Origin of the sequence: Zobellia russellii (genome assembly GCF_018728565.1) — a bacterium.
Taxonomy (GTDB): Bacteria; Bacteroidota; Bacteroidia; order Flavobacteriales; family Flavobacteriaceae; genus Zobellia; species Zobellia russellii.
The window spans coordinates 63585-87834 of sequence record NZ_JACSOI010000011.1; the positions used below are offsets into that span (position 1 = coordinate 63585).

At 38.4% G+C, this 24250-nt stretch carries 26 protein-coding genes; 18 read left to right on the forward strand and 8 right to left on the reverse strand.

Annotated features, from left to right (window positions below):
- Positions 1–5: 5 nt before the first annotated feature.
- Positions 6–1781, forward strand: a complete 1776-nt coding sequence (locus tag H9565_RS18860; RefSeq protein ID WP_215441924.1) for a M14 family metallopeptidase — start codon at positions 6–8, stop codon at positions 1779–1781.
- 1 nt (position 1782) lies between these two features.
- On the opposite strand, the gene H9565_RS18865 is transcribed toward H9565_RS18860, so the two are convergent.
- Positions 1783–2370 carry an NUDIX hydrolase gene (locus tag H9565_RS18865; RefSeq protein WP_215441925.1) on the reverse strand — a complete coding sequence of 196 codons (588 nt, stop codon included), beginning with the start codon at positions 2368–2370 and terminating at the stop codon, positions 1783–1785.
- Between the two features lie 7 nt (positions 2371–2377).
- Between H9565_RS18865 and pyrE the strand changes: the two genes are divergently transcribed.
- Both pyrE and H9565_RS18875 read left to right on the forward strand, forming a co-directional pair.
- Positions 2378–3019 carry an orotate phosphoribosyltransferase gene (pyrE, locus tag H9565_RS18870; RefSeq protein WP_215441926.1) on the forward strand — a complete coding sequence of 214 codons (642 nt, stop codon included), beginning with the start codon at positions 2378–2380 and terminating at the stop codon, positions 3017–3019.
- A gap of 7 nt (positions 3020–3026) precedes the next feature.
- Entirely contained in the window at positions 3027–3419 is a 393-nt protein-coding gene (locus H9565_RS18875; protein ID WP_215441927.1) for an SRPBCC family protein, read from the forward strand.
- On the opposite strand, the gene H9565_RS18880 is transcribed toward H9565_RS18875, so the two are convergent.
- Positions 3420–4151 (reverse strand): biotin--[acetyl-CoA-carboxylase] ligase, encoded by a 732-nt coding sequence (locus H9565_RS18880; RefSeq protein WP_215441928.1) that lies wholly within the window; start codon positions 4149–4151, stop codon positions 3420–3422.
- 93 nt (positions 4152–4244) lie between these two features.
- Here H9565_RS18880 and rsfS point away from each other — a divergent pair, with 93 nt between their 5' ends.
- The 6 genes from rsfS to H9565_RS18910 are packed head-to-tail and all read left to right on the forward strand — an operon-like array spanning position 4245 to position 9034.
- Complete coding sequence (rsfS, locus tag H9565_RS18885; protein WP_215441929.1) at positions 4245–4628, forward strand: ribosome silencing factor; 384 nt, start codon at positions 4245–4247, stop codon at positions 4626–4628.
- A 9-nt stretch (positions 4629–4637) separates the two neighbouring features.
- Positions 4638–6641 (forward strand): ATP-dependent zinc metalloprotease FtsH, encoded by a 2004-nt coding sequence (gene ftsH / locus H9565_RS18890; RefSeq protein WP_215441930.1) that lies wholly within the window; start codon positions 4638–4640, stop codon positions 6639–6641.
- 57 nt (positions 6642–6698) lie between these two features.
- On the forward strand, positions 6699–7313 hold the full coding sequence (locus H9565_RS18895) for an LUD domain-containing protein (RefSeq protein WP_215441931.1): 615 nt from the start codon (positions 6699–6701) through the stop codon (positions 7311–7313).
- 3 nt (positions 7314–7316) lie between these two features.
- Positions 7317–8120: a phosphatidate cytidylyltransferase gene (locus H9565_RS18900; protein WP_215441932.1), complete on the forward strand. Its 804-nt coding sequence runs from the start codon at positions 7317–7319 to the stop codon at positions 8118–8120.
- Positions 8110–8793, forward strand: a complete 684-nt coding sequence (locus tag H9565_RS18905; protein WP_215441933.1) for a phosphatidylserine decarboxylase family protein — start codon at positions 8110–8112, stop codon at positions 8791–8793. Before H9565_RS18900 ends, H9565_RS18905 begins: the two co-directional genes overlap by 11 nt.
- Entirely contained in the window at positions 8768–9034 is a 267-nt protein-coding gene (locus H9565_RS18910; protein WP_215441934.1) for an acyl-CoA-binding protein, read from the forward strand. The genes H9565_RS18905 and H9565_RS18910 overlap by 26 nt, the downstream gene beginning before the upstream one ends.
- Before the next feature lie 37 nt (positions 9035–9071).
- Here H9565_RS18910 and H9565_RS18915 read toward each other — a convergent pair whose 3' ends face one another.
- From H9565_RS18915 to H9565_RS20305, 4 genes are all read right to left on the reverse strand, one after another.
- Positions 9072–9833 carry a creatininase family protein gene (locus H9565_RS18915; protein WP_215441935.1) on the reverse strand — a complete coding sequence of 254 codons (762 nt, stop codon included), beginning with the start codon at positions 9831–9833 and terminating at the stop codon, positions 9072–9074.
- A gap of 79 nt (positions 9834–9912) precedes the next feature.
- On the reverse strand, positions 9913–11181 hold the full coding sequence (locus tag H9565_RS18920; protein ID WP_215441936.1) for a sterol desaturase family protein: 1269 nt from the start codon (positions 11179–11181) through the stop codon (positions 9913–9915).
- Between the two features lie 76 nt (positions 11182–11257).
- Positions 11258–11851, reverse strand: a complete 594-nt coding sequence (locus H9565_RS18925) for a hypothetical protein (RefSeq protein WP_215441937.1) — start codon at positions 11849–11851, stop codon at positions 11258–11260.
- 293 nt (positions 11852–12144) lie between these two features.
- A complete protein-coding gene (locus H9565_RS20305; protein WP_215441938.1) occupies positions 12145–12714 on the reverse strand; it encodes a TetR/AcrR family transcriptional regulator in 570 nt (189 codons plus the stop codon).
- A gap of 181 nt (positions 12715–12895) precedes the next feature.
- Here H9565_RS20305 and H9565_RS18935 point away from each other — a divergent pair, with 181 nt between their 5' ends.
- On the forward strand, positions 12896–13735 hold the full coding sequence (locus H9565_RS18935) for a zinc ribbon domain-containing protein (RefSeq protein ID WP_215441939.1): 840 nt from the start codon (positions 12896–12898) through the stop codon (positions 13733–13735).
- Positions 13736–13762: 27 nt separating this feature from the next.
- Here H9565_RS18935 and H9565_RS18940 read toward each other — a convergent pair whose 3' ends face one another.
- Positions 13763–16393 (reverse strand): valine--tRNA ligase, encoded by a 2631-nt coding sequence (locus H9565_RS18940; RefSeq protein ID WP_215441940.1) that lies wholly within the window; start codon positions 16391–16393, stop codon positions 13763–13765.
- Positions 16394–16591: 198 nt separating this feature from the next.
- Here H9565_RS18940 and H9565_RS18945 point away from each other — a divergent pair, with 198 nt between their 5' ends.
- A complete protein-coding gene (locus tag H9565_RS18945) occupies positions 16592–16978 on the forward strand; it encodes a DUF1573 domain-containing protein (protein ID WP_215441941.1) in 387 nt (128 codons plus the stop codon).
- Between the two features lie 46 nt (positions 16979–17024).
- On the opposite strand, the gene H9565_RS18950 is transcribed toward H9565_RS18945, so the two are convergent.
- Entirely contained in the window at positions 17025–18353 is a 1329-nt protein-coding gene (locus H9565_RS18950) for a PDZ domain-containing protein (RefSeq protein ID WP_246560812.1), read from the reverse strand.
- Positions 18354–18493: 140 nt separating this feature from the next.
- Between H9565_RS18950 and H9565_RS18955 the strand changes: the two genes are divergently transcribed.
- From H9565_RS18955 to lipA, 7 genes are all read left to right on the forward strand, one after another.
- On the forward strand, positions 18494–19684 hold the full coding sequence (locus tag H9565_RS18955) for a pyridoxal phosphate-dependent aminotransferase (protein ID WP_215441942.1): 1191 nt from the start codon (positions 18494–18496) through the stop codon (positions 19682–19684).
- Complete coding sequence (gene murB / locus H9565_RS18960; protein WP_215441943.1) at positions 19684–20700, forward strand: UDP-N-acetylmuramate dehydrogenase; 1017 nt, start codon at positions 19684–19686, stop codon at positions 20698–20700. The genes H9565_RS18955 and murB overlap by 1 nt, the downstream gene beginning before the upstream one ends.
- Before the next feature lie 210 nt (positions 20701–20910).
- The gene (locus H9565_RS18965) at positions 20911–21477 is read left to right on the forward strand and encodes an RNA polymerase sigma factor (protein WP_215441944.1); all 567 of its coding nucleotides are present in this window, start codon (positions 20911–20913) and stop codon (positions 21475–21477) included.
- Between the two features lie 4 nt (positions 21478–21481).
- The gene (locus H9565_RS18970) at positions 21482–22240 is read left to right on the forward strand and encodes an anti-sigma factor (RefSeq protein WP_215441945.1); all 759 of its coding nucleotides are present in this window, start codon (positions 21482–21484) and stop codon (positions 22238–22240) included.
- An 84-nt stretch (positions 22241–22324) separates the two neighbouring features.
- Positions 22325–22543, forward strand: a complete 219-nt coding sequence (locus tag H9565_RS18975; RefSeq protein ID WP_215441946.1) for a membrane or secreted protein — start codon at positions 22325–22327, stop codon at positions 22541–22543.
- A 26-nt stretch (positions 22544–22569) separates the two neighbouring features.
- On the forward strand, positions 22570–23124 hold the full coding sequence (locus H9565_RS18980) for an RNA polymerase sigma factor (protein WP_215441947.1): 555 nt from the start codon (positions 22570–22572) through the stop codon (positions 23122–23124).
- A gap of 171 nt (positions 23125–23295) precedes the next feature.
- A complete protein-coding gene (gene lipA / locus H9565_RS18985; RefSeq protein ID WP_215441948.1) occupies positions 23296–24171 on the forward strand; it encodes a lipoyl synthase in 876 nt (291 codons plus the stop codon).
- Positions 24172–24250 lie beyond the last annotated feature (79 nt).

Sequence of the window (24250 nt, forward strand, 5' to 3'; positions counted from 1 at the left end):
GATTTATGCAACGGAAAATTACAACTACTTATTTTCTTCTACCTGCCACCCTTTTGGTATTGGGATTACTTTCTCTTTCTTGCGAAACAGAACAACAGGACAAAACAGCCGACTATAAAACACATTTTGAACTCAGTAACGGTTCCGAAACGGCTACCTATTTAGAAACTATAGACTTCTACATTCGATTAGCCAAAGAGTTTCCTGAAATAAATATGCAAACCATTGGTGATACAGATAGTGGCCATCCTCTACATATTATCACCTATAACCCAGACGGCGATTTTAATTTTCAGAAAATTAGCAATAACAAAACCTTACTTTTCATCAATAACGGTATACACCCCGGAGAAAGTGATGGAATAGACGCTACCATGTTACTATACAGAGATTTGGCCACCGGTAAACTTCCGGCCCCAAAGAACACGGTATTGGTAACTATTCCCATTTATAATATTGGAGGAGCCTTAAACAGAAACAGCACCACACGTGCCAACCAAAACGGACCAAAATCCTATGGTTTTCGCGGAAATACGTTAAACTATGACCTAAACAGGGATTTTATTAAAGGTGACACCAAAAATGCCCGAACTTTTTTTGAAATCTTCCACATGGTCAATCCGGATATATTTGTCGACAACCATGTTAGCAATGGGGCTGATTATCAATATACTTTAACCCACTTATTTACACAACATAACAAATTAGGCGGTGAATTAGGCAACTATATCCATAATAAAATGATGCCGTCCTTGGAAAAATCCCTTAGAGATTCAGAATGGGACATTACGCCTTATGTTAATGTTTTTAATCAAGTTCCGGAAAAAGGTTTTTCCCAATTCATGGACTACCCAAGATACTCTACAGGTTACACAACATTATGGAACACTTTTGGAATGATGGTAGAAACCCATATGCTAAAACCCTACAAACAAAGAGTTGAAGGCACCTACCAGCTCATGACGCAAATGATAAATCTTGCAGAGACCGATTATAAAGAAATAAAACAACTAAGGGGAGAAGCTAAGCACAGACATAAAGATTGGACGCACTACCCTACCCAATGGCAAATAGACACTACTAAGACTACAACCTTAGATTTTAAGGGATACGAAGGAGACACCCTTACCAGTAAAGTTACCGGACTCACACGATTAAAATACAACAGAGAAAAGCCTTTTACCAAAAAAGTTGCGTACCAAAACTTTTATACTCCTATTGATTCCGTGGAAATTCCAGAGGCCTATATTCTAAAAAAAGGGTGGCGTAAAGTTCTTTCACTTTTAGAATTGAACAAGATTCATTACAACACCATACAAAAAGACACCGTGCTTGCCGTGGAATCCTATAAAATAGATAGTTACAAAACCCTGAACTACCCCTATGAAGGTCACTACCCTCATTATGACACTCAGGTTTCAATCTCAACAAGCAAAATAAAGTTTCAACAGGGCGATGTTTTAATTCCTACGGATCAAGAAGGTATTAGATACATCATTGAAACCTTGGAACCAGAAACAAAGGATTCTTTTTTCAATTGGAATTTTTTCGATTCTATTTTGCAGCAAAAAGAAGGCTTTTCACCCTATGTTTTTGAAGATGAAGCCATAAAGTTATTAGAGGAAAATCAAGTTTTAAAAGATAGTTTCATGTCCAAAAAAGCAACCGATTCTGTTTTCAACACTAATTGGTATGCGCAACTAGACTACCTTTTTAAACACTCGGACCATTACGAAGCGGCCCATTTACAATACCCCGTGTATAGAGTTTTGAAGAAATAAATTATGCTCCAAAAAGAATTTTAATGTTATTATAAGAATTTTGTAGTGCCTCCTGAATCTTTTTGGGGCCCTTCCACTTTACCTTTACAATACCCTCTTTCTTTTCTGGCTTAAGCTTACCTGTATAACTGGTTCTCATAGCGTACCAATGAACCTCTTTTAGAGTATACACGCCATTATTACTGAATATATGATAGGTAGTTCTCAAAAAGTTCTCAATTCTAAGATCTTTTACCCCGGTCTCTTCCATAACCTCTCTTAGCGCACAAGCTTCTATAGATTCACCCTTGTCCAGTTTGCCTTTTGGCAGATCCCATTTGTCGTTTCTATAGATAAACAACACCTCACCCATATCATTTGTAACAACGCCGCCAGCAGCAACTACTAACGGAATTCTATGCGTAAATTTCTTTAGAATATCCTCATGGTTAGGATGATAGATGTAAGCTTCGGTCAATTTTTTCTTCCTCAATGCCTTTATGGCTTCTTGGATAGAATCTTCGTTTAGCAAAAAATATTCGCCACCGCCAGTTTCTGAGAGCTTATTTGTTAAGATCAAAGGCAATTCGTTCACAAAAACTTTATACATTTGCGTCATGGTTTTAGACAAAAATACCGCCAAAAAAACGGCCGAACTTCTATTGCAAATTAATGCAATTAAGTTGAAACCGGAAAATCCTTTCTCATGGGCTTCCGGTTGGAAATCTCCAATATATTGTGACAACAGAATAATCCTCTCCTACCCTGTCATCCGAAATTTTGTTAGGGAAGAAATGGCAAAGCAGGTAGAGACGCTTTATGGCAAGCCGGACATTATTGCCGGAGTAGCCACAGGAGCTATAGGAATAGGCGCCTTAGTAGCTGATTTTCTTGGCCTTCCGTTCATTTACGTAAGACCTGAACCCAAATCACACGGTAGAAAAAACCAGATTGAAGGGCAATTGGAAGCTAACCAGACGGTAGTGGTAATCGAGGATTTGATCAGTACAGGAAAAAGTAGCTTAAATGCTGTAGACGCTTTAACGGAATCCGGTGCTAACGTTAAAGGAATGTTAGCTATCTTTACCTATGGTTTTGATGTAGCCCAGACCAACTTTGAAGAAAAGAATATTTCTTTGAACACCCTTAGCGATTACGACCACCTGATAGAGCAAGCCTCAGAGACCCATTTCATTAAAGAAGAGCAATTAAATACCTTATTAGAGTGGAGAAAAAATCCATCTAAATGGCAACAATAATATTGATATGCACATAGAAACCCCTCAAAAAGATATAGCAAAAGGAGATAAAGAAGTTTTTGAATTCTTAACAGACCTCAAGAACTTTGAAAAATTAATGCCCGAAAACATTGATAAGTTTGAGGTTATTAACGAGGATCGTTTCCTTTTTGCCCTTAAAGGCATGCCGCAGATTGTTCTACAACGCCAATCTCAAACCCCTAACAGCCAAATTGTATTGGGAGCGGCAAGTGACAAGTTACCTTTTACACTAACGGCAGATATTATTTCTGTGAGTGATAACGAAAGTAAAGTAGCTTTAAGTTTTGAAGGCCAGTTTAACGCAATGATGGCTATGATGATCAAGCACCCCATTACCAACTTTATGGGAACATTGTCCGATAACTTAACCAAGATTTAATCAGTAGCGTAGTTTTACTTCTTTAATATCAAATTCTTTTAGCACATTGTCCTCTAGGGCTATTTGCAATTTCCCCTTGGGCGAAACTCCGCGAATAAAACCCATAAATAACTCATTTTCTTTATTCTCGAACGTAGAGGGCTTGTCTTTTCTAAACAAGACCGCCTCATACGTTTCCCAAAGGCTCGTTGCTCTATCAGTTCTTGAGCTTAAAAAAATAGCTTTAAGGTTCTTGATTACCTCTAAGAGCAATTCATCTAAATCAAAATTCCGTCCTGAGATAAGTTTTAATGAGGATGCATTCTCCAGCTCACCAAAAAAGGTTTGGTTCACATTTAGGCCTATTCCTATAATTGCGGTATTTATCTCTTTTCCCGAAAGAATATTTTCAATGAGAATTCCGCAAATTTTTGAAGTACCTGACAGAATGTCGTTGGGCCATTTTATGGCCAAATCAGGTACATGATAAGCCTTTAACGTGTCGTAAACAGCCAATGACACACAAATGTTCAAAAGAAAATAATCATTGGGATGGAGTGCCAAATCCGTTCTTAACACACTAAAGGTAAGGTTTTTACCAGAATCAGATTCCCACTTAGCACCCATCTGCCCCTTTCCGTTCTGCTGTTTTTTGGCACTAACAACTGTAAAATCGGCTGGTTTACTATCAGACAACAAACGCTTTAAATATGCGTTTGTAGAGTCCGTGGCATCAAGTTTGATTATATTCATGCTAGGCTCATTTTGAATATATTGTATCTATTATAAAAAACTAGGTCTAAAAGAACAAAAAAATAATAACTTTGTAGAAACTAAAATTTTTGAATGCAAAAAAGCAAAGCCAGTGCAGATGAACTAATTGCATTGATATTACAGGGGATAGAAGAGGTTAAGGGACAAGATATAAATCTCCTTGATCTTAGAGATATAGAAAACACCGTTTGCGACTACTTTATAATATGTAATGGTACTTCAAATACGCACGTAAACGCTATAGTAGGTTCAATTCGTAAAATCGTTAGTAAAACCATTCAGGACAAACCTTGGCACGTAGAAGGCGAAGACAATGCCGAATGGGTATTAATGGACTACGTTAACGTTGTTGTGCACGTTTTTCAAAGACAAGTTAGAGAATATTATGATATTGAAGGGCTTTGGGGAGACGCCAAAGTAACCAAAATAGAAAGTAGTAGCAGTTTGAATCAGTAAAAAATAATAATGGCTAAAGATAATAATACAAATAACAAGAAACCGAAGTTCAGCTCGTGGTGGATCTATGGATTGATAGCAATTCTTTTAATAGGTTTTCAATTTATAGGTAGTGGCAATTTGGCCAACACCAGAAAAACTACAACTTCGGAATTACAGGAGTACCTTAGAAATGGTGATGTCAAAGAAATAATGATCATTACCAATACACGCCAAGCAAAAGTTTTCCTTACGGAAGAAGCTATGGCCAAGGACGTCCACAAAGATGTAGCCGAAAAACCTTTCCTTCCTTCTACAGGCGCTGTGCCACAATATGTATTGGATTACGGTGATTTGCAGAACTTTGAGAACGAAATTAAGAACATCAAGAAAGAAAACAATTTAGATACTATTGTCGATTATGATACAGACAATAACTATCTAATGGACCTTCTTTTGGGCATATTACCCTTTGTTCTGATTATTGGTATATGGATATATTTAATGCGCAGAATGTCCGGCGGTGGCGGTGGCGGTGCCGGAGGTCAGATATTTAATATTGGCAAATCAAAAGCTAAACTTTTTGATGAGAAAACGGACACCAGAACTTCGTTTAAAGATGTTGCTGGTCTTGAAGGGGCTAAAGAGGAAGTTGAAGAAATTGTAGAATTCCTTAGAAACCCGGACAAATACACCTCATTGGGTGGTAAAATACCTAAAGGAGCCTTGCTAGTAGGCCCTCCGGGAACAGGTAAGACCCTTTTGGCAAAAGCCGTAGCAGGAGAAGCCAAAGTACCGTTCTTCTCGCTATCCGGTTCTGATTTTGTTGAAATGTTCGTTGGTGTAGGTGCATCTAGAGTACGTGACCTATTCAAACAAGCCAAAGATAAATCGCCTGCCATTATATTTATTGATGAGATCGATGCTATTGGTCGTGCACGTGGTAAAAACAATTTCACAGGCTCTAACGATGAGCGCGAAAACACACTTAACCAATTACTGACCGAAATGGACGGTTTTGGAACCAACACCAATGTTATTGTCTTAGCGGCCACAAACCGTGCGGATGTGTTGGATAAAGCTTTAATGCGTGCAGGTCGTTTTGACAGACAGATATATGTAGACCTACCGGACATCAGGGAAAGAAAAGAAATTTTTGAGGTACACTTAAGACCTATAAAAACTTCCGAGGCCTTAGACCTTGAATTTTTAGCCAGACAAACACCCGGTTTCTCAGGTGCGGACATTGCCAATGTTTGTAACGAAGCGGCGTTAATTGCAGCTAGAAAAGAGAAAAAGGCAGTTTCAAAACAAGATTTCTTAGATGCTGTTGATAGAATTGTTGGCGGATTAGAGAAAAAGAACAAGATCATAACTCCAGGAGAAAAAGAAACTATTGCTTATCATGAAGCAGGACACGCTACTACAAGCTGGATGCTTGAGCATGCCGCTCCATTAGTGAAAGTTACTATTGTGCCAAGAGGACAATCCTTAGGTGCCGCCTGGTATCTACCGGAAGAACGTCTAATTGTTCGGCCAGAACAAATGTTAGATGAAATGTGTGCTACTATGGGTGGTAGAGCTGCTGAAAAAGTTATCTTCAACAAAATATCTACCGGAGCTTTGAGCGATTTGGAAAAAGTAACCAAACAAGCCAGAGCCATGGTAACCATCTACGGTCTTAATGATGAAATAGGTAATATCACCTATTATGATTCTTCAGGACAGGATTCGTACGGTTTTTCTAAACCTTATAGTGAAGACACTGCGAAAAAGATTGATGAAGAAATTTCTAAAATCATAGAAGAGCAATACCAGAGAGCTATTCAGGTATTGACGGATAATAAGGATAAGCTTACCATTCTTGCTGAAAGATTATTAGAAAAAGAAGTGATTTTTAAAGAAGATTTAGAGAAAATATTTGGCAAAAGATCCTTTGGGGAAGAGTTTGATGAAAAAGGGCAAGAAAAGATTTCTAACGACCTATTATCTTCCGAAGGTACAGTAGCTGAAGAAGGAGAAGAAAATAAATAAGAATATTTAACGTTTTCTTTTATCAGAGAGAACGCGTATTGAGTTTTACAAGAGCAAATGGGGCTATTTGACAAATTATTCGGTGGCGGCAAGCAAAAGAAGGTTTCCAAAGAAACAGCGGAAACCAGAGGTGCACACATGCCCGATCTGAACATTCCTGTGGACGAGAAATTTACCATACATTTTAAACAAAACGGTGGTAAATTTCTTTACTGCGATTCGTTTTCCGAGATTTCTCAAGCGGTAAAAAATATCGTTAACGAGAATAGTTGGCAGGAACACCCCTTCTTTGTGATTAATGAAACGCTCAAAAAGAAATTCTCCAAAGAAAATATTGGCTTTACGGACCAAAGTAAGGATAGCGAAGTTTTCTTTACTACCTGTGAGCACTTAATAGCCCAAAACGGTTCTATTTTGGTGTGTTCCAACCAACTTATGGACAAAAAGCTTAATGAATTACCATACAATGTTATTGTTTTTGCCACTACCAGCCAACTAGTTGAATCTATTGGGGAAGGCTTAAAGACCATAAAAAAGAAGTATGGCCATAACATTCCTGCAAACATTACCACATTAAAACATTTTCAGGCCAACGAAGGAAATTCAGATGATTTTCTAACTTACGGAAGCAGCTCTAAAAACCTGTATCTTTTACTTTTGGAAGACCTATAAAACATGAAGGAAGTTCTAAGACGGTCGCTTACAGGAGCTGTTTACATCTTTTTATTGTTGTCCGCTGTCTTTTTGAGTTCAGATGCCTTTGATTTTTTATTCATGATTTTTGGGCTCGCCTGCCTCAACGAATACAAAAAACTTGTAGATTTAAAAGGCTTGCACATTTATGCCGCATACTTAATCCTATGGTGGTTGTTTATCTATTTTGTTAGTGACATGATACTCGTGTACGTGCTTTTAGGGTGCACTCTGGCAGTAAACTTTATGTTACTGTTTTATCTCTTCTCAAAAAGAACGAAACTCTTTAATACCGCCCAAAAGTTTTTAATAGGACTTTTTTATGTTGGAGGCGGATGCATTTTCCTAACAATGATTCCTTATACCAATAATGACTTTGCCAAGTTTCTAATTATAGGTATTTTTATCTTAATTTGGGTAAACGATTCGTTTGCTTACATAGTTGGTCGTAGCTTTGGGCGTACTAAATTGTTTTCTGCGGTTTCCCCCAAGAAAACTGTTGAAGGTGCTCTTGGTGGTTTGATTTTTGCCGTTGGAACGGCTTATTTTATGGCTAAGTATGAACCTATATTAAATCCGCCACAATGGGTTATTCTAGCCGTTGTAATAGTTGTAGCGGGCAATTTAGGTGATTTAATAGAGTCAAAATTTAAAAGAACGGCGGGCGTAAAAGATAGTGGTGCTATTTTACCCGGCCATGGCGGAATGCTAGATCGCCTAGATAGTTTAATATTTGCAGCACCGTTTGCGTTCTTAACCTTAAAAATATTCGCCCATGTTTCATAGAGAGGGTCAAAAAATTATTCTGACCACCTTTTTTATAGTTGCCGTAGTTATACTAGGTTCTCAATACGCCATTGAAATACCTTGGCTACGCATGGGCATTCAGTTGATTGCTGTTATATTTTTAATTTTGATACTACAGTTTTTTAGAAACCCAACTCGTAGGGCCGCAAAAAACTTTGATGAAATATTAGCTCCCGTAGATGGGAAAGTAGTGGTTATTGAAGAAGTTGAAGAAACCGAATTCTTTAAGGAAAAACGCATGCAAGTTTCTATTTTCATGTCCCCTACCAATGTACACGTAACCCGTTACCCCGCTAGTGGAACCGTAAAATATTCAAAATATCACCCAGGTAAATATTTAGTAGCCTGGCACCCTAAATCCAGTACGGAGAACGAAAGAACTACAGTGGTTATCCGTACCCCTAAATTCGGGGATATTCTCTATAGACAGATTGCAGGCGCTCTAGCCAGACGTATTGTAAATTATGCGGAAGAAGGAGACAATGTTCAGCAAGGCGAAGATGCTGGTTTTATTAAATTTGGATCAAGGGTAGATTTATTCCTACCTTTGGATTGTGCTATTACCGTTAAATTAAACCAGAAAGTTATTGGCGCTGAAACTTGTGTTGCGGCTGTTCTAAAGAAGAATGAAGAAGGAGAAATTACATACTGATTTCGATAAGGCGGTAGAGTTTATGAACAACTATACCGATCCGTTGCCTGCCGACCTGCTGCTAAAGCTCTACGCCTATTACAAAATAGCTAATAAGAACTATAGTAATCCCGGAAGCAGTACGCCACTGATCAATGCATTTAAAGCAAATGCCCTTATTCAAGCCAAAAACATCAAACGAGATGATGCTATGAAAGCATACATAAAACTCGTTAAGGCAGAGGTACGGAAAAAAAAGTAATCACCCGCCCCTATTCCATTTCCTAGGGATTATTATTCTACTTGTACAAATCATTAATATCAGCTTTACAAAGCTCATAGATAAAACCACCTATTTTCTGGGTTACATCCTTAAAAAAACGCTCGCCTTTTTCCTTAGTAGCGCTATGCGGGTTACCCACCCCGGTATCCTCACTAATTTTAGACCATTTTCTCTCTGCCCAAGCCCAACCTTCGGAGAAAGATTTAATCTTATATTGTTTGGATGAGCCATCTCCCCATTTATCCTTAGAGGAAACCAAATCGGGTCTTAAATAAAGCATAAGACTAGTTTCCATTTCATCGGCATGGTCACCTTTTTCATCAAAATATAAATCCTTGTTCAACGCTTGTGGAAAGAAGCAAAAGCTAATGAACATTTCAGGAAACTTGTACCCCAGCTCCCTAACCAAGGGCTTAAAGTTGTTTCCGCCGTGACCATTAAAAATCAATAATTTATGTACACCTTGCCTGTTGAGCACTTCTACAATATCCGTTAAAATAGCAAGCTGCGTACTGGGGTTTAAGTTTATATCCAAATAAATATCGGACTGCCCCGTATTTACCCCGAACGGAAGTGTAGGCAATACAATAGGCTTTACCCCTTGCTCCCATGCAATACGGGCAGCTTCCGCCGTCATGTGGTCTGCCTGAATGTTATCAGTAGCATACGGTAAATGATAATTGTGGGCTTCTGTAGCGCCCCAAGGTAATATGGCCAAATCAAACTTTTCGCCCTTCAGGGCTTCCCAATTCGTTTCTGCTAATATATAAGGTCTCATAATGTAATTCTTGATTAACAAACTTAGCAAGATTCACTTTATAACCCTTCCTTTTAACATGTCTTCCTCTCAAAAAAATTTAAGCGATTGTGTTTTGTTCAGAAACCACGGATTCAAAGTAAGTAAAATAAAATCCAGAAATAATGGTAACAACAAAATAGAGGGCCACCAGCCAGCTTCCAAAATTCAAATAACCGTTCAACCCAAACCAATCCTTCGTGAATAGAATGAACAACAACCCAAATACCCCTCTAAACAATTCTATATAAACCGCATACTTTTTACGGTCCATTAATGTCGTATATCCATAAATACCCGTAAACACTATAAATCCAAACAGCAAGAGACCACTTACCCCTATCTCAGAAAAATTATAAAACATAAACCATAAAAATAAGGTAGTAGCAATCAATTGAAATACGGCATACAGTTTTAACCCTGTAGATGCCGGTGTTTCATAACGTGTAAACCCGTAAACATCCACAATACCCTCTATGGGAAATTTCTTTTTGACATCCTCAGGTCTCCAACCCGTTGGCATAAACCAAATGCGGACTTTATCATAATAACTTTGGGTATGCCAAGCATCTTGTATCAATCGCCATAGATGCTGAAAATTAATAGGTATGGGGTTCCATGTCCCGGCCGGTTTCAACACTCCAAACTGAGGGGGAACATCATCTAATTCTTCCTGGAAAGTACCAAACCAACGATCCCAAACGCAAAGTATTTGCCCTAAGTTTTTATCAATGTACTCCGGATTAATCGCATGGTGCACCCTATGCTGAGAAGGAGTTACAATAATGTATTCGGCCCACCCCATTTTACCAATATGTTGCGTATGATACCAAAACTGCGCAAAGAGGTGAACGGGTGCAAGAATTGCTATAACCTCATTAGGAACACCTGCAATAGCCGCAGGAATCAAAAGCAAAGGAAAATAACCTATTAAATTAGAAATGGACTGACGCAGAGCGCATGCCAAATTAAACTCTTCACTACTATGATGAATAACGTGCTGATTCCAGAAAAAATTTATTTTATGATTAAGCCGATGGTTCCAATACCCCGCAAAGTCAATAACTATAAAAGCCACCAACCATACAACCCAAGTACTTTCCATTTTGAACAGGGCCAAATGTTCAAACAAAAAAGGGTAGGTAACCAGAATAAACCCTAGTCCCAAAGTATCTTTAATGATATTGGTAAAACCTGAGCTAATACTAGAAACGGAATCCATTACTTTATGCTTCTGATCTTTTACAAAATGACCATAAGCTATCTCAACTAACAAAAGCACCACAAAAAAGGGAATAGCGTACAAAAGTGCTTGGGCATACGTTTCCACCTATTTAGTATTTAAATTTCATCGGTTGTACAATCGCGAATAAAATGAACCCCTTTACGGTTTCATCTGTATGTTGTTAATTGAACGGCCCTACCATGATATGGGCTCTAAAAGTACCCGGGTCCATAAGCCATGGCATACCTTTTTCATGAGGTTTTGAAGGTAACCCCGTAGATTCTGTTGTAGCAAAGGGAGTATAGATTACATATCTATACTGTCCATCACCCAATTCTCCAGTCTGTTTGTCATAGGCCTCATCACTGCCATAATAAATATAGAGCATACTGGGCACTATGGGCATCTGCCATTTACCCGCTGCAACCTCAGCGCCTTGAATTTTCCTTTTTTCTTTTGTGTTTTTTCCTTCCGCCGTTAATTCCCGTCCTCTCTTCATAAACGGTTCCAGCGCCTTGGAATAACAGGCTACACTAACACCCTCTTTTGTAGGGTCATCTCCTATACATACTAAATTATTAGTGCCTTCCCTCAAAACCACTAAATTTCCAGATGGGTCGTACCCGTAAACCATGGCCGCCTCCTTATCTGCCTCAGGAGCCGGTAGAACTGCTGTTTTAATTTGAATTTCCGGCGATAAAATTTCAGTCTTAATTTCTTGCGAAGTCACATAGGAAATAGACAAAAGAGCTGTTACAAATGTTAGTTTTTTCATGTGATGCTGGTTTTACCTAAATATAAACATGAAAACTGAATTTTTAACGGACGAGCGCTAAAAATTATCAACTGTAAAAGAAGGACCCCGAAGCCATAAAGTGGGGGAACAAAAAAGAATCATGACCAGTGGGGCCTCCAATGACTTAAGCAGATTAGACAATCTCAAATAATAAGTATCCAAGTAAGACTATGGAGCTATTATAATCTAATTTTTGATGTCAATTACACTGTTAAGACATTACAATATACGTTTTATAAATGAATATTAGTTCACTTATAAATGTTAAAAATTTAAGATTTAATAGCGTCCCAACACACCTGAAACGATTGTTCTATTTTCTCTTGGGTTAATTCCGTCCTATCTAACACCAATTGCCTTGCTAGAGTATTGGCATAGCCATACAACAGCGGAACCAGCAAACCATTATCTATATCTTTAATAATCAATTCTTGTTTTCCTCTATCGAGCAACCCCCTGATAAAGTTTAAAAATTGCTCGTCCAGCTTGCTCGTTTCCTCTGAAACAAATGACGAATATCTAAACTGATGCATAAAAACAACCTCAGAACTATTGGAAACACGGAACTGAAGAACATTTGACCAAATTACAGAGAACTGTTTTTTTAAAGGAAAATGCTGAATAGACGGAAGCATAGAAAATGTCCCACTTAACAGTAAGTGCTTGTAAAGCGCGTTCAATAGTTGCTCTTTACTATCAAAATAGATGTAGAGTGTTCCGCATGCCATCTTTGCCCTTTTAGCTATGGATGACATGGTGAGATTACTCAACCCCAATTCGGAAGTCAACTGCGTAGTTGCCTCAAAAATCGTATTGACCTTGGTATCATCTTTAACTCTCACATTACTAATATAGCAATTAAAATGAATATATGTTCATTTTAAAAAATATAGACCTATGCCTGAAAAGGGGTTATAAATCACTGAATACAGGGAGAATAAACTACAATTTACCTCATAACTTTGTCGTTAATTGATAACCACAGGTTATTACAACCACACGCTACACCTTTAAAACAAACCTATGATTTTCTTTTTCGGAACACGCTCCAGTAAAATAAAAGAACGCCATTTAAAAAGAACTACTTGTTCTTATTGCCAATCCCAAGATTCTTTTACCGTTAGCACTTACGGCACGTACTTTCATGTATTCTGGATCCCACTCTTCCCCCTATTCAAAAAACATATTGCCGAATGTAGCCATTGCAAAAAGAGCTTTTCATTTGCAGAATTTACACCGCAAATGCTAAAAAGTTTTAAAGTAGAAAACAGCACGAATCCCGTAAAAAGACCACTATGGCATGGCTGCGGGTGCTTGGTTATAACCGTACTTTTCGTAATTGTATTTTCCATATCACTTTATGGGGTCTATAGTCGTTCTGGAGAATCAGCAAAAGTGACACCAATAGACCCTAGGAAAGAATTATTGGATGCCGATATAAAAAAGATGTCCCAATTAGTCCACAAAGAAAGAGACTCCATCTCCGCTTCTTTAAAAGCCTGTGTAGATTATGATATTGTAAGTGGAATAGACACCGAGAACATTGCCTATTTTACCAAACAAAACCAAAGTAAACTCTTGGTACTTTTAAAAATAAAGGATATTAAAAAGGTGAAAGCCGAATTTAGAAAAGAAATCTTAGATATTGTTGAAGACTGTATTTTTCAAATCGATAAAAACCAGCAATTTAATGAGCTTTACATTGGAGTTGAAGGCAAATGGAATACTGTATTGGTCCGTACTCCCAACCAAGAAGACATTGGAGGACGTTTTGCGGACAAGTACAAATTACTTTCCTTCTATGACAATGACAGCCTTAGCCCAGCTAAAACAAAACAGCCGGATACCCTACTTCTAGAATAACCGGCTGTAATTATGATACTACATAGCTTAACCCAGACTGGCCAAACTTTTCTCTAAAGTTTCAATCTTTGCTTCGGCATCTGCTTGCTTTTGGCGTTCTATAGCAATAACCTTTTCTGGTGCGTTGCTCACAAAACGTTCGTTGGAAAGCTTCTTTTCTACAGATTTTAAGAACCCTTTGGTGTATTTGAGTTCTTCCTCAATCTTTTTGATTTCGGCCTCAACATCAATTGCACCGCTCATGGGAACAAAATATTCGTTACTTTTTACACGAAAAGACAAAGCCCCATCTACCGTAGCATCTACATAGGAAACCTCAGCTACGTTTGTCAGTTTTTCAATGACCACATCCCAAGTTTTCGCTAAATTTCCTTCGTTTAGAACCATTAATTCCAAACTCTCTTTCATTGGAATGTTCTTTTCCTTCCTAATGTTCCTAACGCCGGATACCACTTCCGCAGCTATATCAAAACTTTCTATCAACGCCTCATCTACTGTTTGCATTTTTGGCCATTGCGCCACTACCAATGCATTCTCAGGTGTACGTTCCGTAATGTGCTGCCAAACCTCTTCTGTTAGGAAAGGCATAAAGGGGTGCAACAACTTAAGGTTTTGTTCAAAAATATCTATTACCGCCTCATAGGTAATCCTATCAATTGGCTTTTGATAATCCGGTTTAATGATTTCTAACAACCAAGAACTATAATCGTCCCAAACCAACTTATAAATGGCCATTAAAGCATCGGAAATACGGTATTTGCTAAAGTGGTCTTCAATCTCTGCCAAAGTTTTATTGAACTTGGCCTTGTACCATTCAATACCCAATTTTGATGCTTCAGGTTGTGGCAAGTCTGCAATTTCCCAGCCTTTCAACAATCGGAAACCGTTCCATATCTTGTTTGCGAAGTTCTTTCCTTGTTGACACAAATCTTCATCAAACATCAAATCATTACCCGCAGCGGAACTCAACAGAAGCCCTACACGAACACCATCTGCCCCATAATCTTCTATTAATTTAAGTGCATCGGGTGAATTTCCAAGCGACTTAGACATTTTTCTACGCTGCTTATCACGTACCAACCCTGTAAAATATACATTTTGGAAGGGTCGCTCATCACGATATTCGTAACCCGAAATAATCATTCTGGCTACCCAAAAGAAAATAATATCCGGACCTGTCACCAAATCATTGGTTGGATAATAATAGTTGACTTCTTTATTATCCGGCTCTAGTATACCGTTAAAAACACTTATTGGCCATAACCATGAAGAGAACCAAGTATCCAGCGCATCTTCATCCTGTCTTAGGTCTGCTTCTGTCAAATTGGCATTTCCAGACTTTTCTTGTGCCAATTTAAGAGCATCCGTTCTAGTCTCCGCAACAACGAAATCTTCTTGTCCGTCACCAAAGTAAAACGCGGGTATTTGTTGCCCCCACCACAATTGACGCGAAATATTCCAGTCGCGAATATTTTCCATCCAATGACGGTATGTATTCTCAAACTTCTTTGGAAAAAACTTCACTTCTTCCGTTTTAAGCACGGAATCAATAGCGGGTTTAACCAATTCTTCCATCTTCAAGAACCACTGATCGCTAAGACGTGGTTCAATTACGGCCTTGGTACGCTCAGAAGTACCTACTTTGTTTACATAGTTCTCCTTTTTTACTAAAAACCCTTTTTCTTCCAGCTCTTTGGTAATTTCTTTCCGAACCACAAAACGGTCTTTACCTTCGTAATGCAGACCAAAAGAATTTAAGGTGGCATTGGCATTGAAGATATCTATGGTTTCAAGATTGTGCTTTTCACCTAAGGCTTTATCATTGATATCGTGGGCCGGAGTAATTTTTAAACATCCGGTACCAAATTCAATATCTACATACTCATCCTCTATAATAGGTATCACCCTACCAGAAATAGGCACAACCACTTTTTTTCCTTTTAAATGACGATAGCGTTCATCGTTAGGATTAATGCAGATAGCCGTATCTCCCAAAATAGTCTCTGGCCTAGTAGTAGCAATGGTTACCCTTTCTTCGGAACCTTCAATCGGGTACGAAAGATAATAAAGTAACCCTTGTTTTTCCTCATAGATTACTTCCTCATCAGATAGGGTTGTTTGCGCCTCCGGGTCCCAGTTCACCATACGGTGCCCCCTGTAAATCAAACCTTTATTGAACAAATCAACAAACACTTTAATGACAGATTTATACATGTCATCATCCATGGTAAACTTGGTACGGTTCCAATCACAGGAAGCACCTAGTTTTTTGAGTTGCTCAAGAATGACCCCACCATATTCATCCGTCCACTCCCAGGCGTGTTTCAAGAACTCTTCTCGGCTTAAATCCGCCTTGTCTATACCTTCTGCTTTTAACTTGGCCACCACCTTAGCCTCGGTAGCGATAGATGCATGGTCCATTCCCGGTACCCAACATGCATTTTTACCCATTAAGCGCGCTCTCCTAATCAATACATCTTGTATGGTATTATTGAGCATGTGCCCCATATGCAACACTCCGGTTACGTTTGGCGGAGGAATTACAATAGTATATGGCTCTCTTTCATCTGGCGTAGATGAAAAGTAGTCGTGCTCCATCCAGTAGTCATACCAGTGGCTTTCAGCTTTTAAGGCTTCATATTTAGAAGGGATATCCATATTTTGGAACGGTTTTTGTCTAAGGAATGACGGTCCTAACAATAAAGACCGAAATAAGAAGTTACGTTATATATAGTTTATGGCAATTTTGCCTAGTTTTAAATACGAAACAAAAATAAGTAACGTTAACAGATAACAAAAGAATTTTGGAGGTTCATCTGAAAAGATTTATTTTTGAGATTCCCTAAATTTAACAAAATGAAAAAAATAGTACTCGTATTATTTGTAGGCCTAATGGGATTATCCCTAACCGCACAGGACAAAGCGGCAAAAATCGAATTTAAATCCGAGACCGTTGATTACGGTGAAATTCAAAAAGGATCCGATGGTGTTCGTGTTTTTGAATTTACAAATACCGGCCAGGCGCCTTTGATCATAAGCAAAGTAAGCTCTAGCTGTGGTTGCACCATTCCTAAAAAACCTGAAGAGCCTATTTTACCAGGCAAAACGGGCGAAATTTCAGTAAAATATGATACTAACCGAGTAGGTCCTATTAGAAAGGCCATTACCGTTATTTCCAATGCGGACACACCTACAAAGGTTCTAAAAATTAAAGGTGAAGTAAAGGCCTCCGAAGGCAAATAAACTTCCTAGAAAATTAACTAAAAGACCCGGCTATGCCCGGGTCTTTTTATTTTAGCATGTTTTTAAGCACAAAGGTGAAAAGCAAGTCGGAATTATAGCGCTCTATCAATAACTTAATACGTTTACCCTCCTTTTCGTTGATCATCTCCAAGATATCCTGAAGCTTGTAACGGTGAATTCTTTTGCCATTTACCGCTAAAATAACATCACCTTCCTTTAAACCGGCTTCATATGCCGGGCTACCCGCCCTAATGGCACTCACTATTATTTCCGGTGCAACGCTAAGTCTGGTCTGGTTTTCAAAAAGCAATTGCACATTGCCAAATTCAGCTTTATCACTATAAACCACACCACGGTCATCCGCTATACTTTCGGCAATATAACGTATACCATTATGCTGTAAATCTAGGCCGGATAAGTTGTATTTAAACGGCTTATCAAAATTAGAGTTCTTTCGTAGAATTATTCGATTGCGGCGATAATCAAAGACCACATGAAACCTTTTTAAAACCGAACCTCCCAAACTACCGTTGCGCTCCACCAAGTTTGTGAGTTCTCTAAAAGAATTTTTATCTGGAAAAGCTGCCTTGGCATCATTCAACAAAAAACGGCCTATCCTTAACCCATTAACCTTGGTTCGTTTTCCATAAATATTACCGTTAAGGCCTTTTCCTAAAAAATCGTCATAATGTTTGTCAGGTACGTTTATAGAATCGCTTTCAAAAAGCCATAGGGCATCACTACTACCGGTATCCAAAAGGAGCCTTACAGAAAGTTCATCTTCCTCCCCTAAATAAAGTTCGGAATTCAAATAGGCCTTTTTAGCCCTAATGGACAGTGGTAAGACTTCAGTATTTTTCTTTTCCCGGTACACATAAGTATCCGGGTTACTGAAACGGATATGCTTTTTAATGTAATTGACGTCTACAACAAAATCCCTAAAAAGGTCATAACCTATAATACCATGAACAGGAATCCCCAAGGAAGTAGAAAAATTTATGCTCTTATCCATTACCACAAAGAGTTTCTGATTCTCGTTGGATATATTTTTTAAGCGAAATTGATTTTTTTCGGACACCAGCGCTTTAATGGGAACATTATCACCAAAACCTTTAATCGTAATTTCAGAAACATGGTTTATTTGCACCGAATCCGTTTCGGAGATATTGAACAGTATGGGTGAACTTACACCGGAATCCAGCAAAAAAGAAAGTTCCGTTCCGTTAACTTCAATAGGCACTACAATAAGATTGTTGATGAGTTGAAACTTAATCTTTTCGGACTTTTGACCTTCAGGCAAACTGAAGCCCTGTGCCATTACCGAAGAAGAAAGCAACATGAGAAAGAATATGATATGTAGACGCAGCTTGTTCAACTTTTTTCATATTTCCTTCTATAATTTACGATTTTTTCAGATACACCTTCCCTTTTTTAACAAAAGACAAATAAACGTTTTCCCAACGCGCATGGTTTTCTCGTTTGGTTTCCTCATTTTTGCAGCAAAATTGCTTATATATGCCAGTAGTATCACAAAAAGGGCTTTCCATGCCCGAATCGCCTATTAGAAAGTTGGTTCCTTATGCGGAAGAAGCTAAGAAGAAGGGCGTTAATGTAATTCACCTTAACATAGGTCAACCCGATATAAAAACACCTCAGGTAGCTTTAGATGCCGTAAAAAACAACACCTTAGATGTTATTGCATACAGCCGTACCGAAGGGTCTGAGGAATATCGTGAAAAGCTTGCCGCCTATTATGCCAAAAACGATATTCATGTAGGGGCAAATGATATTATTGTAACTACAGGTGGCTCAGAAGCTTTGGCCTTTACAATGGGCAGTATTGCCGATAATGGGGATGAGATTATTATTCCTGAACCTTTTTATGCCAATTACAACGGGTTTGCTACCGCTACAGGGGTTAAAGTGGTTCCTGTTATATCCCATATCGATTCTAATTTTGCCCTTCCGGCCATTGAAGAATTCGAGAAGTTAATTACCCCCAAGACCAAAGCTATCCTTATCTGCAACCCTGGCAATCCTACAGGATATTTATACACAAGGGAAGAAATTAAAAAATTGGCGGCAATAGTTAAAAAGCACGACCTTTTCTTAATTGCCGACGAAGTCTATAGAGAGTTCACCTATGACGGAGCAGAACATTACTCCATTTTACAGGAAGAAGGACTGGAAGAGCATGCTATAATAGTCGATTCCGTAAGTAAAAGATATAGTATGTGCGGCGCACGTATAGGTTGCTTGGTTACCAAAAACAAGAACGTTATTAAGACAGCCATAAAATTTGCCCAAGCAAGATTATCGCCCCCTACCTACGCTCAAATTGCCAGTGAAGCCGCATTGGAAACTCCGCAAAGCTATTTTGACGATGTAAAAAAAGAGTATGTAGGCCGTAGAAACTTGCTTATTGAAGAACTTGAAAAAATTGAAGGTATAAAAGTAGGCAAACCTCAAGGGGCTTTCTATTGCATTGCGGAATTACCCATTACAGATGCAGATGATTTTGCCCAATGGTTATTAGAAGATTTTAGACTGAACAATGAAACGGTAATGGTTGCACCTGCCGCAGGGTTTTATGCATCCGAAGGTTATGGCAAGAACCAGATAAGAATTGCCTATGTTCTGGACAAAGACAACTTAAAGAGAGCGGTTAACATACTAAAGGAGGCGCTAAAAAGTTATATAGCGTAATGGAGGTTAAAAAAGATATATCCCTTAAGCCCTACAATACCTTTGGAATAGATGCCAAGGCACGGTTCTTTGTTGAAATCAATAGTTTGGAAGACCTAAAAGAAGCGCTCCAACTTGATGAATACCCAAATAAATTTGTTCTTAGCGGCGGAAGTAATATGTTAATCACCAATGATATTGATGCATTGGTACTACATATAAACCTAAAAGGCAAAGAGATTCTAAAAGAAAAGGACGATTATGTTCTTCTTAAAGTAATGGCCGGCGAAAATTGGCACCAGATGGTGTTATGGACGTTAGCCAATGGCTATGGCGGATTAGAAAACATGTCTCTTATTCCCGGTAACACGGGTACGGCACCTATTCAGAATATTGGTGCCTACGGCGTTGAACTAAAAGACTGTTTTGTTTCCTGCGAAGCCATGCATATTGAAACTCAAACCCTAAAGACTTTTTCAAAAGAAGACTGTAAATTTGGTTATCGCGACTCTTTTTTCAAAAATGAAGGAAAGGGAAAATATATTATCACCTCGGTTACGTTTCAATTAAGCAAAACCAACCACAAGAAGAACACTTCTTATGGCGCCATTGAATCCGAACTTGAAAAAATGGGTATTCCAACCCCAACAATAAAAGACATCTCAAATGCTGTTATAGCTATTAGACAAAGTAAATTGCCCGATCCGGCAGTTTTGGGTAACAGCGGTAGCTTTTTCAAAAATCCGGTGATTAATTTAGAAGAATACACCCAATTTATTGCTACCAACCCAGAGGCCCCATCCTATAAAGTAACGGATAACAGTTACAAGATACCAGCCGGTTGGCTTATTGAACAGTGTGGTTTTAAAGGAAAAAGGTTTGGAGATGCCGGGGTACACAAAAATCAAGCATTGGTACTAGTTAATCATGAAAACGCTACAGGTCAGGAAATTTTGGATTTGGCCTTTAGAATAATTGATGAAGTAAAGAAAAAATTCGGTATTGAAATAGCGCCGGAAGTAAATATCATAAAATAAATAACCCCCAAAGAAAATCTTGGGGGCTATACCAAACCAAACTAACCAAAAATTAAATGTGCAGTTACCAAGTGCACATTTATATTATTAATATTTTTGCATACGCCTATATAAAAATCAATTTTATAAATTAGCGTTTAAACATATACGGTACTACCAACTAAATTGGATGCCCAAACATTCATTTTTTTTCGTGACCGGAAATAAAACATGAGTACACTACTTGAAAAGCACATTGTAGAACTACTTCAGGAAAGAGATGAAAAAGCTATTTCACTGTTGTACGAACATTACGGCGATACGCTTTTGGGGGTAGCCAATAAGGTAGTTCGCGATGAGGAATTGGCACAGGATGTCCTACAGGAAAGTTTCATAAAAATTTGGAAAAAATCAGACTCTTACGATTCCTCTAAAGCCAAACTATTTACGTGGTTATTTCGTATAACACGTAATACGGCTATAGATAAATTAAGAAGTGTCAATACAAAAAGTGATAAGGAAATCCAAATTGATGTTTCTGACGTATATAATTTAGGCGTCAACAGTACAAGACCAGAGTTTATGGACGTCCGTGAGAATCTGGATAAGATAGAAACCAAATACCAAATTGTGTTAGACGCCCTGTTTTTTGAGGGTATGACACAACAGGAAGCGAGCGATGAGCTTAATATTCCGCTGGGAACTATCAAATCTAGACTTAAAATCGGGCTCAGGGAACTCAAAAAAATATATGGCCCTACGTTACTGTTGGTGTTATCATTAAACCTGATATCCTAATACCATGAAAGAAAAGATAAAATCATTTTTAGATTCCGATTTATTGGAAAGCTATCTTTTAGGCACTACTACAACCGAAGAAACATTGCAGGTAGAACGCTACTTGTCTATGTACCCAGAAGTTCGGGAAACCTACGAAGAGTTGCAAGACAACCTGGAAACGTATGCAAAACTGTATGCCGTTAAAGCTCCAGAAGACCTTAAAAAGAGAATTCTTAAGAGCATTAACAAAGAATCCAATTTCAAAAGAAACTTTTACCGTATGGCGGTTGCCGCTAGTTTTGCAGTATTGGTTTCTGCGGGCGCATCCTATTTCTTCTGGGACAAAAATCAAAGCCTAGAAGAAGAGAACTCTATCGTTAATAATAAAATTGACGATTTAGAAGAAACAATGCGTGCTCAACTGGAAGATGTAAGAAACCAATTTATTGTTCTTCAGAACCCAGAAACAAAAAAGGTGAATGTTAAGGGCAATAGAAAAGCCAAAGAACTAAAGGCCGTGGCGTATATAAACCCAGTAAAGAGACTTTCTTATATTAATGTAAGCAAGCTACCTCATTTGCCAAAAGACCAGTGCTACCAAATGTGGGCCGAGGTTAACGGCGAAATGGTAAACCTTGGTATTATAAAGGAAGCTAATAGTCAAGAAAAACTATTGGCATTACCCTATGCAGAGGATGCCATTAGTTATATTACCATTGAACCTCAAGGAGGGAACCAAAGCCCTACCGTTGAAAATATTGTAGCGAATATTGCATACTAAGCAATTGCTCATTTAAGATATCATTAAGCCTCGAAACTTCCATTTCGGGGCTTATTTTTATATCTTTGTCCCAAAATAATCTTTATGAAACTCATTTTATTGACCATCGGGTTATTAGCTTTGGGATTTGCAGGAATAGCCATTAAAATCTGGGCTAAAAAAGATGGGAAATTTGCAGGCACTTGTGCAAGTCAAAGTCCTTATTTAAATCAAGACGGCCAAGCATGCGGCATGTGCGGCAAATTGCCTAGCGAACAAGATTGTAGAAACGAAGACAATACAAACCTTCAATCCTCAATTTAAAACTTTCATTCTCAAATTATTCTCTTTTGGCCAAAGCCGATGACAACGTACAAGTAACAATAAAAAAAGCTCTTTCGGGCAGCCAAATAGCTTACAGTACATTGTTGGACACCTATTGGAACAGTGTATACGGCTTTCAGCTCAAACGCACAGAAAACGAGAATGACGCAGAAGATATTACCGTACAAACTTTTTCTAAAGCTTTTGACAAACTCAACACGTATAAAAGCGAGTATGAGTTCAAAACTTGGCTTATCACCATTTCAAAAAATATACACGTAGACCTTATTCGAAAGCGCAAGAAAAGCTTAGAAACGGATGGCAATCAGGACGCGGTCAAGAAAGTATTGGATGATACCCCATCTGGCGAGGACCAGTTAATACGGGAACAAAATCTGGCCAGCCTTCTTTTGCATATAAAAAAACTTAAACCGCACTACCAAGAGGTTATTAACCTTAGGTATTTTAAAGAGTTAAGTTACGCAGATATTGCACAAGAACTTAACGAACCTGTAAACAATGTTAAGGTTAAGCTTCTAAGGGCCAAAAAGCTGTTGGCCGAGATTATCCAAAAAAAATAACCTCCTCACCCCTATCCTAATCCATTTTAATCCTGAAAGCTGTATTCTTTCAACTAAGAAGGATATTGTATTAATTACCAGATAATTAGAAATTACACCAAAGCAAAAACAGTCCATTAACATAGGTGCTGCACGGCTAAATCGTATATTTGTATAAAATTGCATCAAATTATGAGCACAGATACCATAAATAACGTTATCCCACCTAAAGGAAAGCCAAAATGGCTGAGAGTTAAGCTTCCTACGGGTAAAAAGTATACTCAACTTAGGGGACTAGTGGATAAGTACGACCTTCACACTATCTGTACGTCCGGCAGCTGCCCTAATATGGGGGAATGTTGGGGAGAAGGAACGGCTACATTTATGATTCTTGGTAATGTTTGTACCAGGTCATGTGGCTTTTGCGGGGTTCAGACCGGCAGACCTGATACGGTTGATTGGGCAGAACCCGAAAAAGTAGCTCGTTCTATTAAAATAATGGGAATAAAACATGCGGTCATCACTTCTGTAGATAGAGATGACCTAAAAGATATGGGATCTATAATTTGGGCCGAGACGGTAAAGGCCATTAGAAGAATGAACCCAAATACGACTTTAGAAACCTTAATTCCCGATTTTCAAGGCATAGAAAGACATTTAGACCGTATAATTGAAGTGGGACCAGAAGTGGTATCCCATAACATGGAAACCGTTAAAAGACTTACCCGAGAGGTACGGATACAGGCCAAATATGAACGTAGTCTTGAAGCACTCCGTTATTTACGCGCCAACGGTGTAAACCGCACCAAATCTGGTATTATGCTGGGCTTGGGAGAACTTGAAGAAGAAGTAATTGAAACTATGAGAGACTTGCGTGAAGCCAACGTAGACGTAGTTACTATTGGACAATACTTACAACCTTCTAAAAAACACCTGCCCGTAAAAGAGTTTATCCTTCCGGAACAATTTAAAAAATATGAGGAAATTGGTCTGGAAATGGGTTTTAGACATGTTGAAAGTGGTGCCTTGGTAAGGTCGTCCTACAAGGCTCATAAACATATTCATTAAGCGTTTATCCAAGTATAAGTTACTAATACAACTACCTATAAACAATAAAAACAGCTATAGTTAGTCGTATTCTTTAGCC

Coding starts and splice junctions, on each gene's coding strand:
- H9565_RS18860 (WP_215441924.1), top strand. CDS start 6: ATGCAACGGAAAATTACAACTACTTATTTTCTTCTACCTGCCACCCTT.
- H9565_RS18865 (WP_215441925.1), bottom strand. CDS start 2,370: ATGTATAAAGTTTTTGTGAACGAATTGCCTTTGATCTTAACAAATAAG.
- pyrE (WP_215441926.1), top strand. CDS start 2,378: ATGGTTTTAGACAAAAATACCGCCAAAAAAACGGCCGAACTTCTATTG.
- H9565_RS18875 (WP_215441927.1), top strand. CDS start 3,027: ATGCACATAGAAACCCCTCAAAAAGATATAGCAAAAGGAGATAAAGAA.
- H9565_RS18880 (WP_215441928.1), bottom strand. CDS start 4,151: ATGAATATAATCAAACTTGATGCCACGGACTCTACAAACGCATATTTA.
- rsfS (WP_215441929.1), top strand. CDS start 4,245: ATGCAAAAAAGCAAAGCCAGTGCAGATGAACTAATTGCATTGATATTA.
- ftsH (WP_215441930.1), top strand. CDS start 4,638: ATGGCTAAAGATAATAATACAAATAACAAGAAACCGAAGTTCAGCTCG.
- H9565_RS18895 (WP_215441931.1), top strand. CDS start 6,699: ATGGGGCTATTTGACAAATTATTCGGTGGCGGCAAGCAAAAGAAGGTT.
- H9565_RS18900 (WP_215441932.1), top strand. CDS start 7,317: ATGAAGGAAGTTCTAAGACGGTCGCTTACAGGAGCTGTTTACATCTTT.
- H9565_RS18905 (WP_215441933.1), top strand. CDS start 8,110: ATGTTTCATAGAGAGGGTCAAAAAATTATTCTGACCACCTTTTTTATA.
- H9565_RS18910 (WP_215441934.1), top strand. CDS start 8,768: ATGAAGAAGGAGAAATTACATACTGATTTCGATAAGGCGGTAGAGTTT.
- H9565_RS18915 (WP_215441935.1), bottom strand. CDS start 9,833: ATGAGACCTTATATATTAGCAGAAACGAATTGGGAAGCCCTGAAGGGC.
- H9565_RS18925 (WP_215441937.1), bottom strand. CDS start 11,851: ATGAAAAAACTAACATTTGTAACAGCTCTTTTGTCTATTTCCTATGTG.
- H9565_RS18935 (WP_215441939.1), top strand. CDS start 12,896: ATGATTTTCTTTTTCGGAACACGCTCCAGTAAAATAAAAGAACGCCAT.
- H9565_RS18940 (WP_215441940.1), bottom strand. CDS start 16,393: ATGGATATCCCTTCTAAATATGAAGCCTTAAAAGCTGAAAGCCACTGG.
- H9565_RS18945 (WP_215441941.1), top strand. CDS start 16,592: ATGAAAAAAATAGTACTCGTATTATTTGTAGGCCTAATGGGATTATCC.
- H9565_RS18955 (WP_215441942.1), top strand. CDS start 18,494: ATGCCAGTAGTATCACAAAAAGGGCTTTCCATGCCCGAATCGCCTATT.
- murB (WP_215441943.1), top strand. CDS start 19,684: ATGGAGGTTAAAAAAGATATATCCCTTAAGCCCTACAATACCTTTGGA.
- H9565_RS18965 (WP_215441944.1), top strand. CDS start 20,911: ATGAGTACACTACTTGAAAAGCACATTGTAGAACTACTTCAGGAAAGA.
- H9565_RS18970 (WP_215441945.1), top strand. CDS start 21,482: ATGAAAGAAAAGATAAAATCATTTTTAGATTCCGATTTATTGGAAAGC.
- H9565_RS18975 (WP_215441946.1), top strand. CDS start 22,325: ATGAAACTCATTTTATTGACCATCGGGTTATTAGCTTTGGGATTTGCA.
- lipA (WP_215441948.1), top strand. CDS start 23,296: ATGAGCACAGATACCATAAATAACGTTATCCCACCTAAAGGAAAGCCA.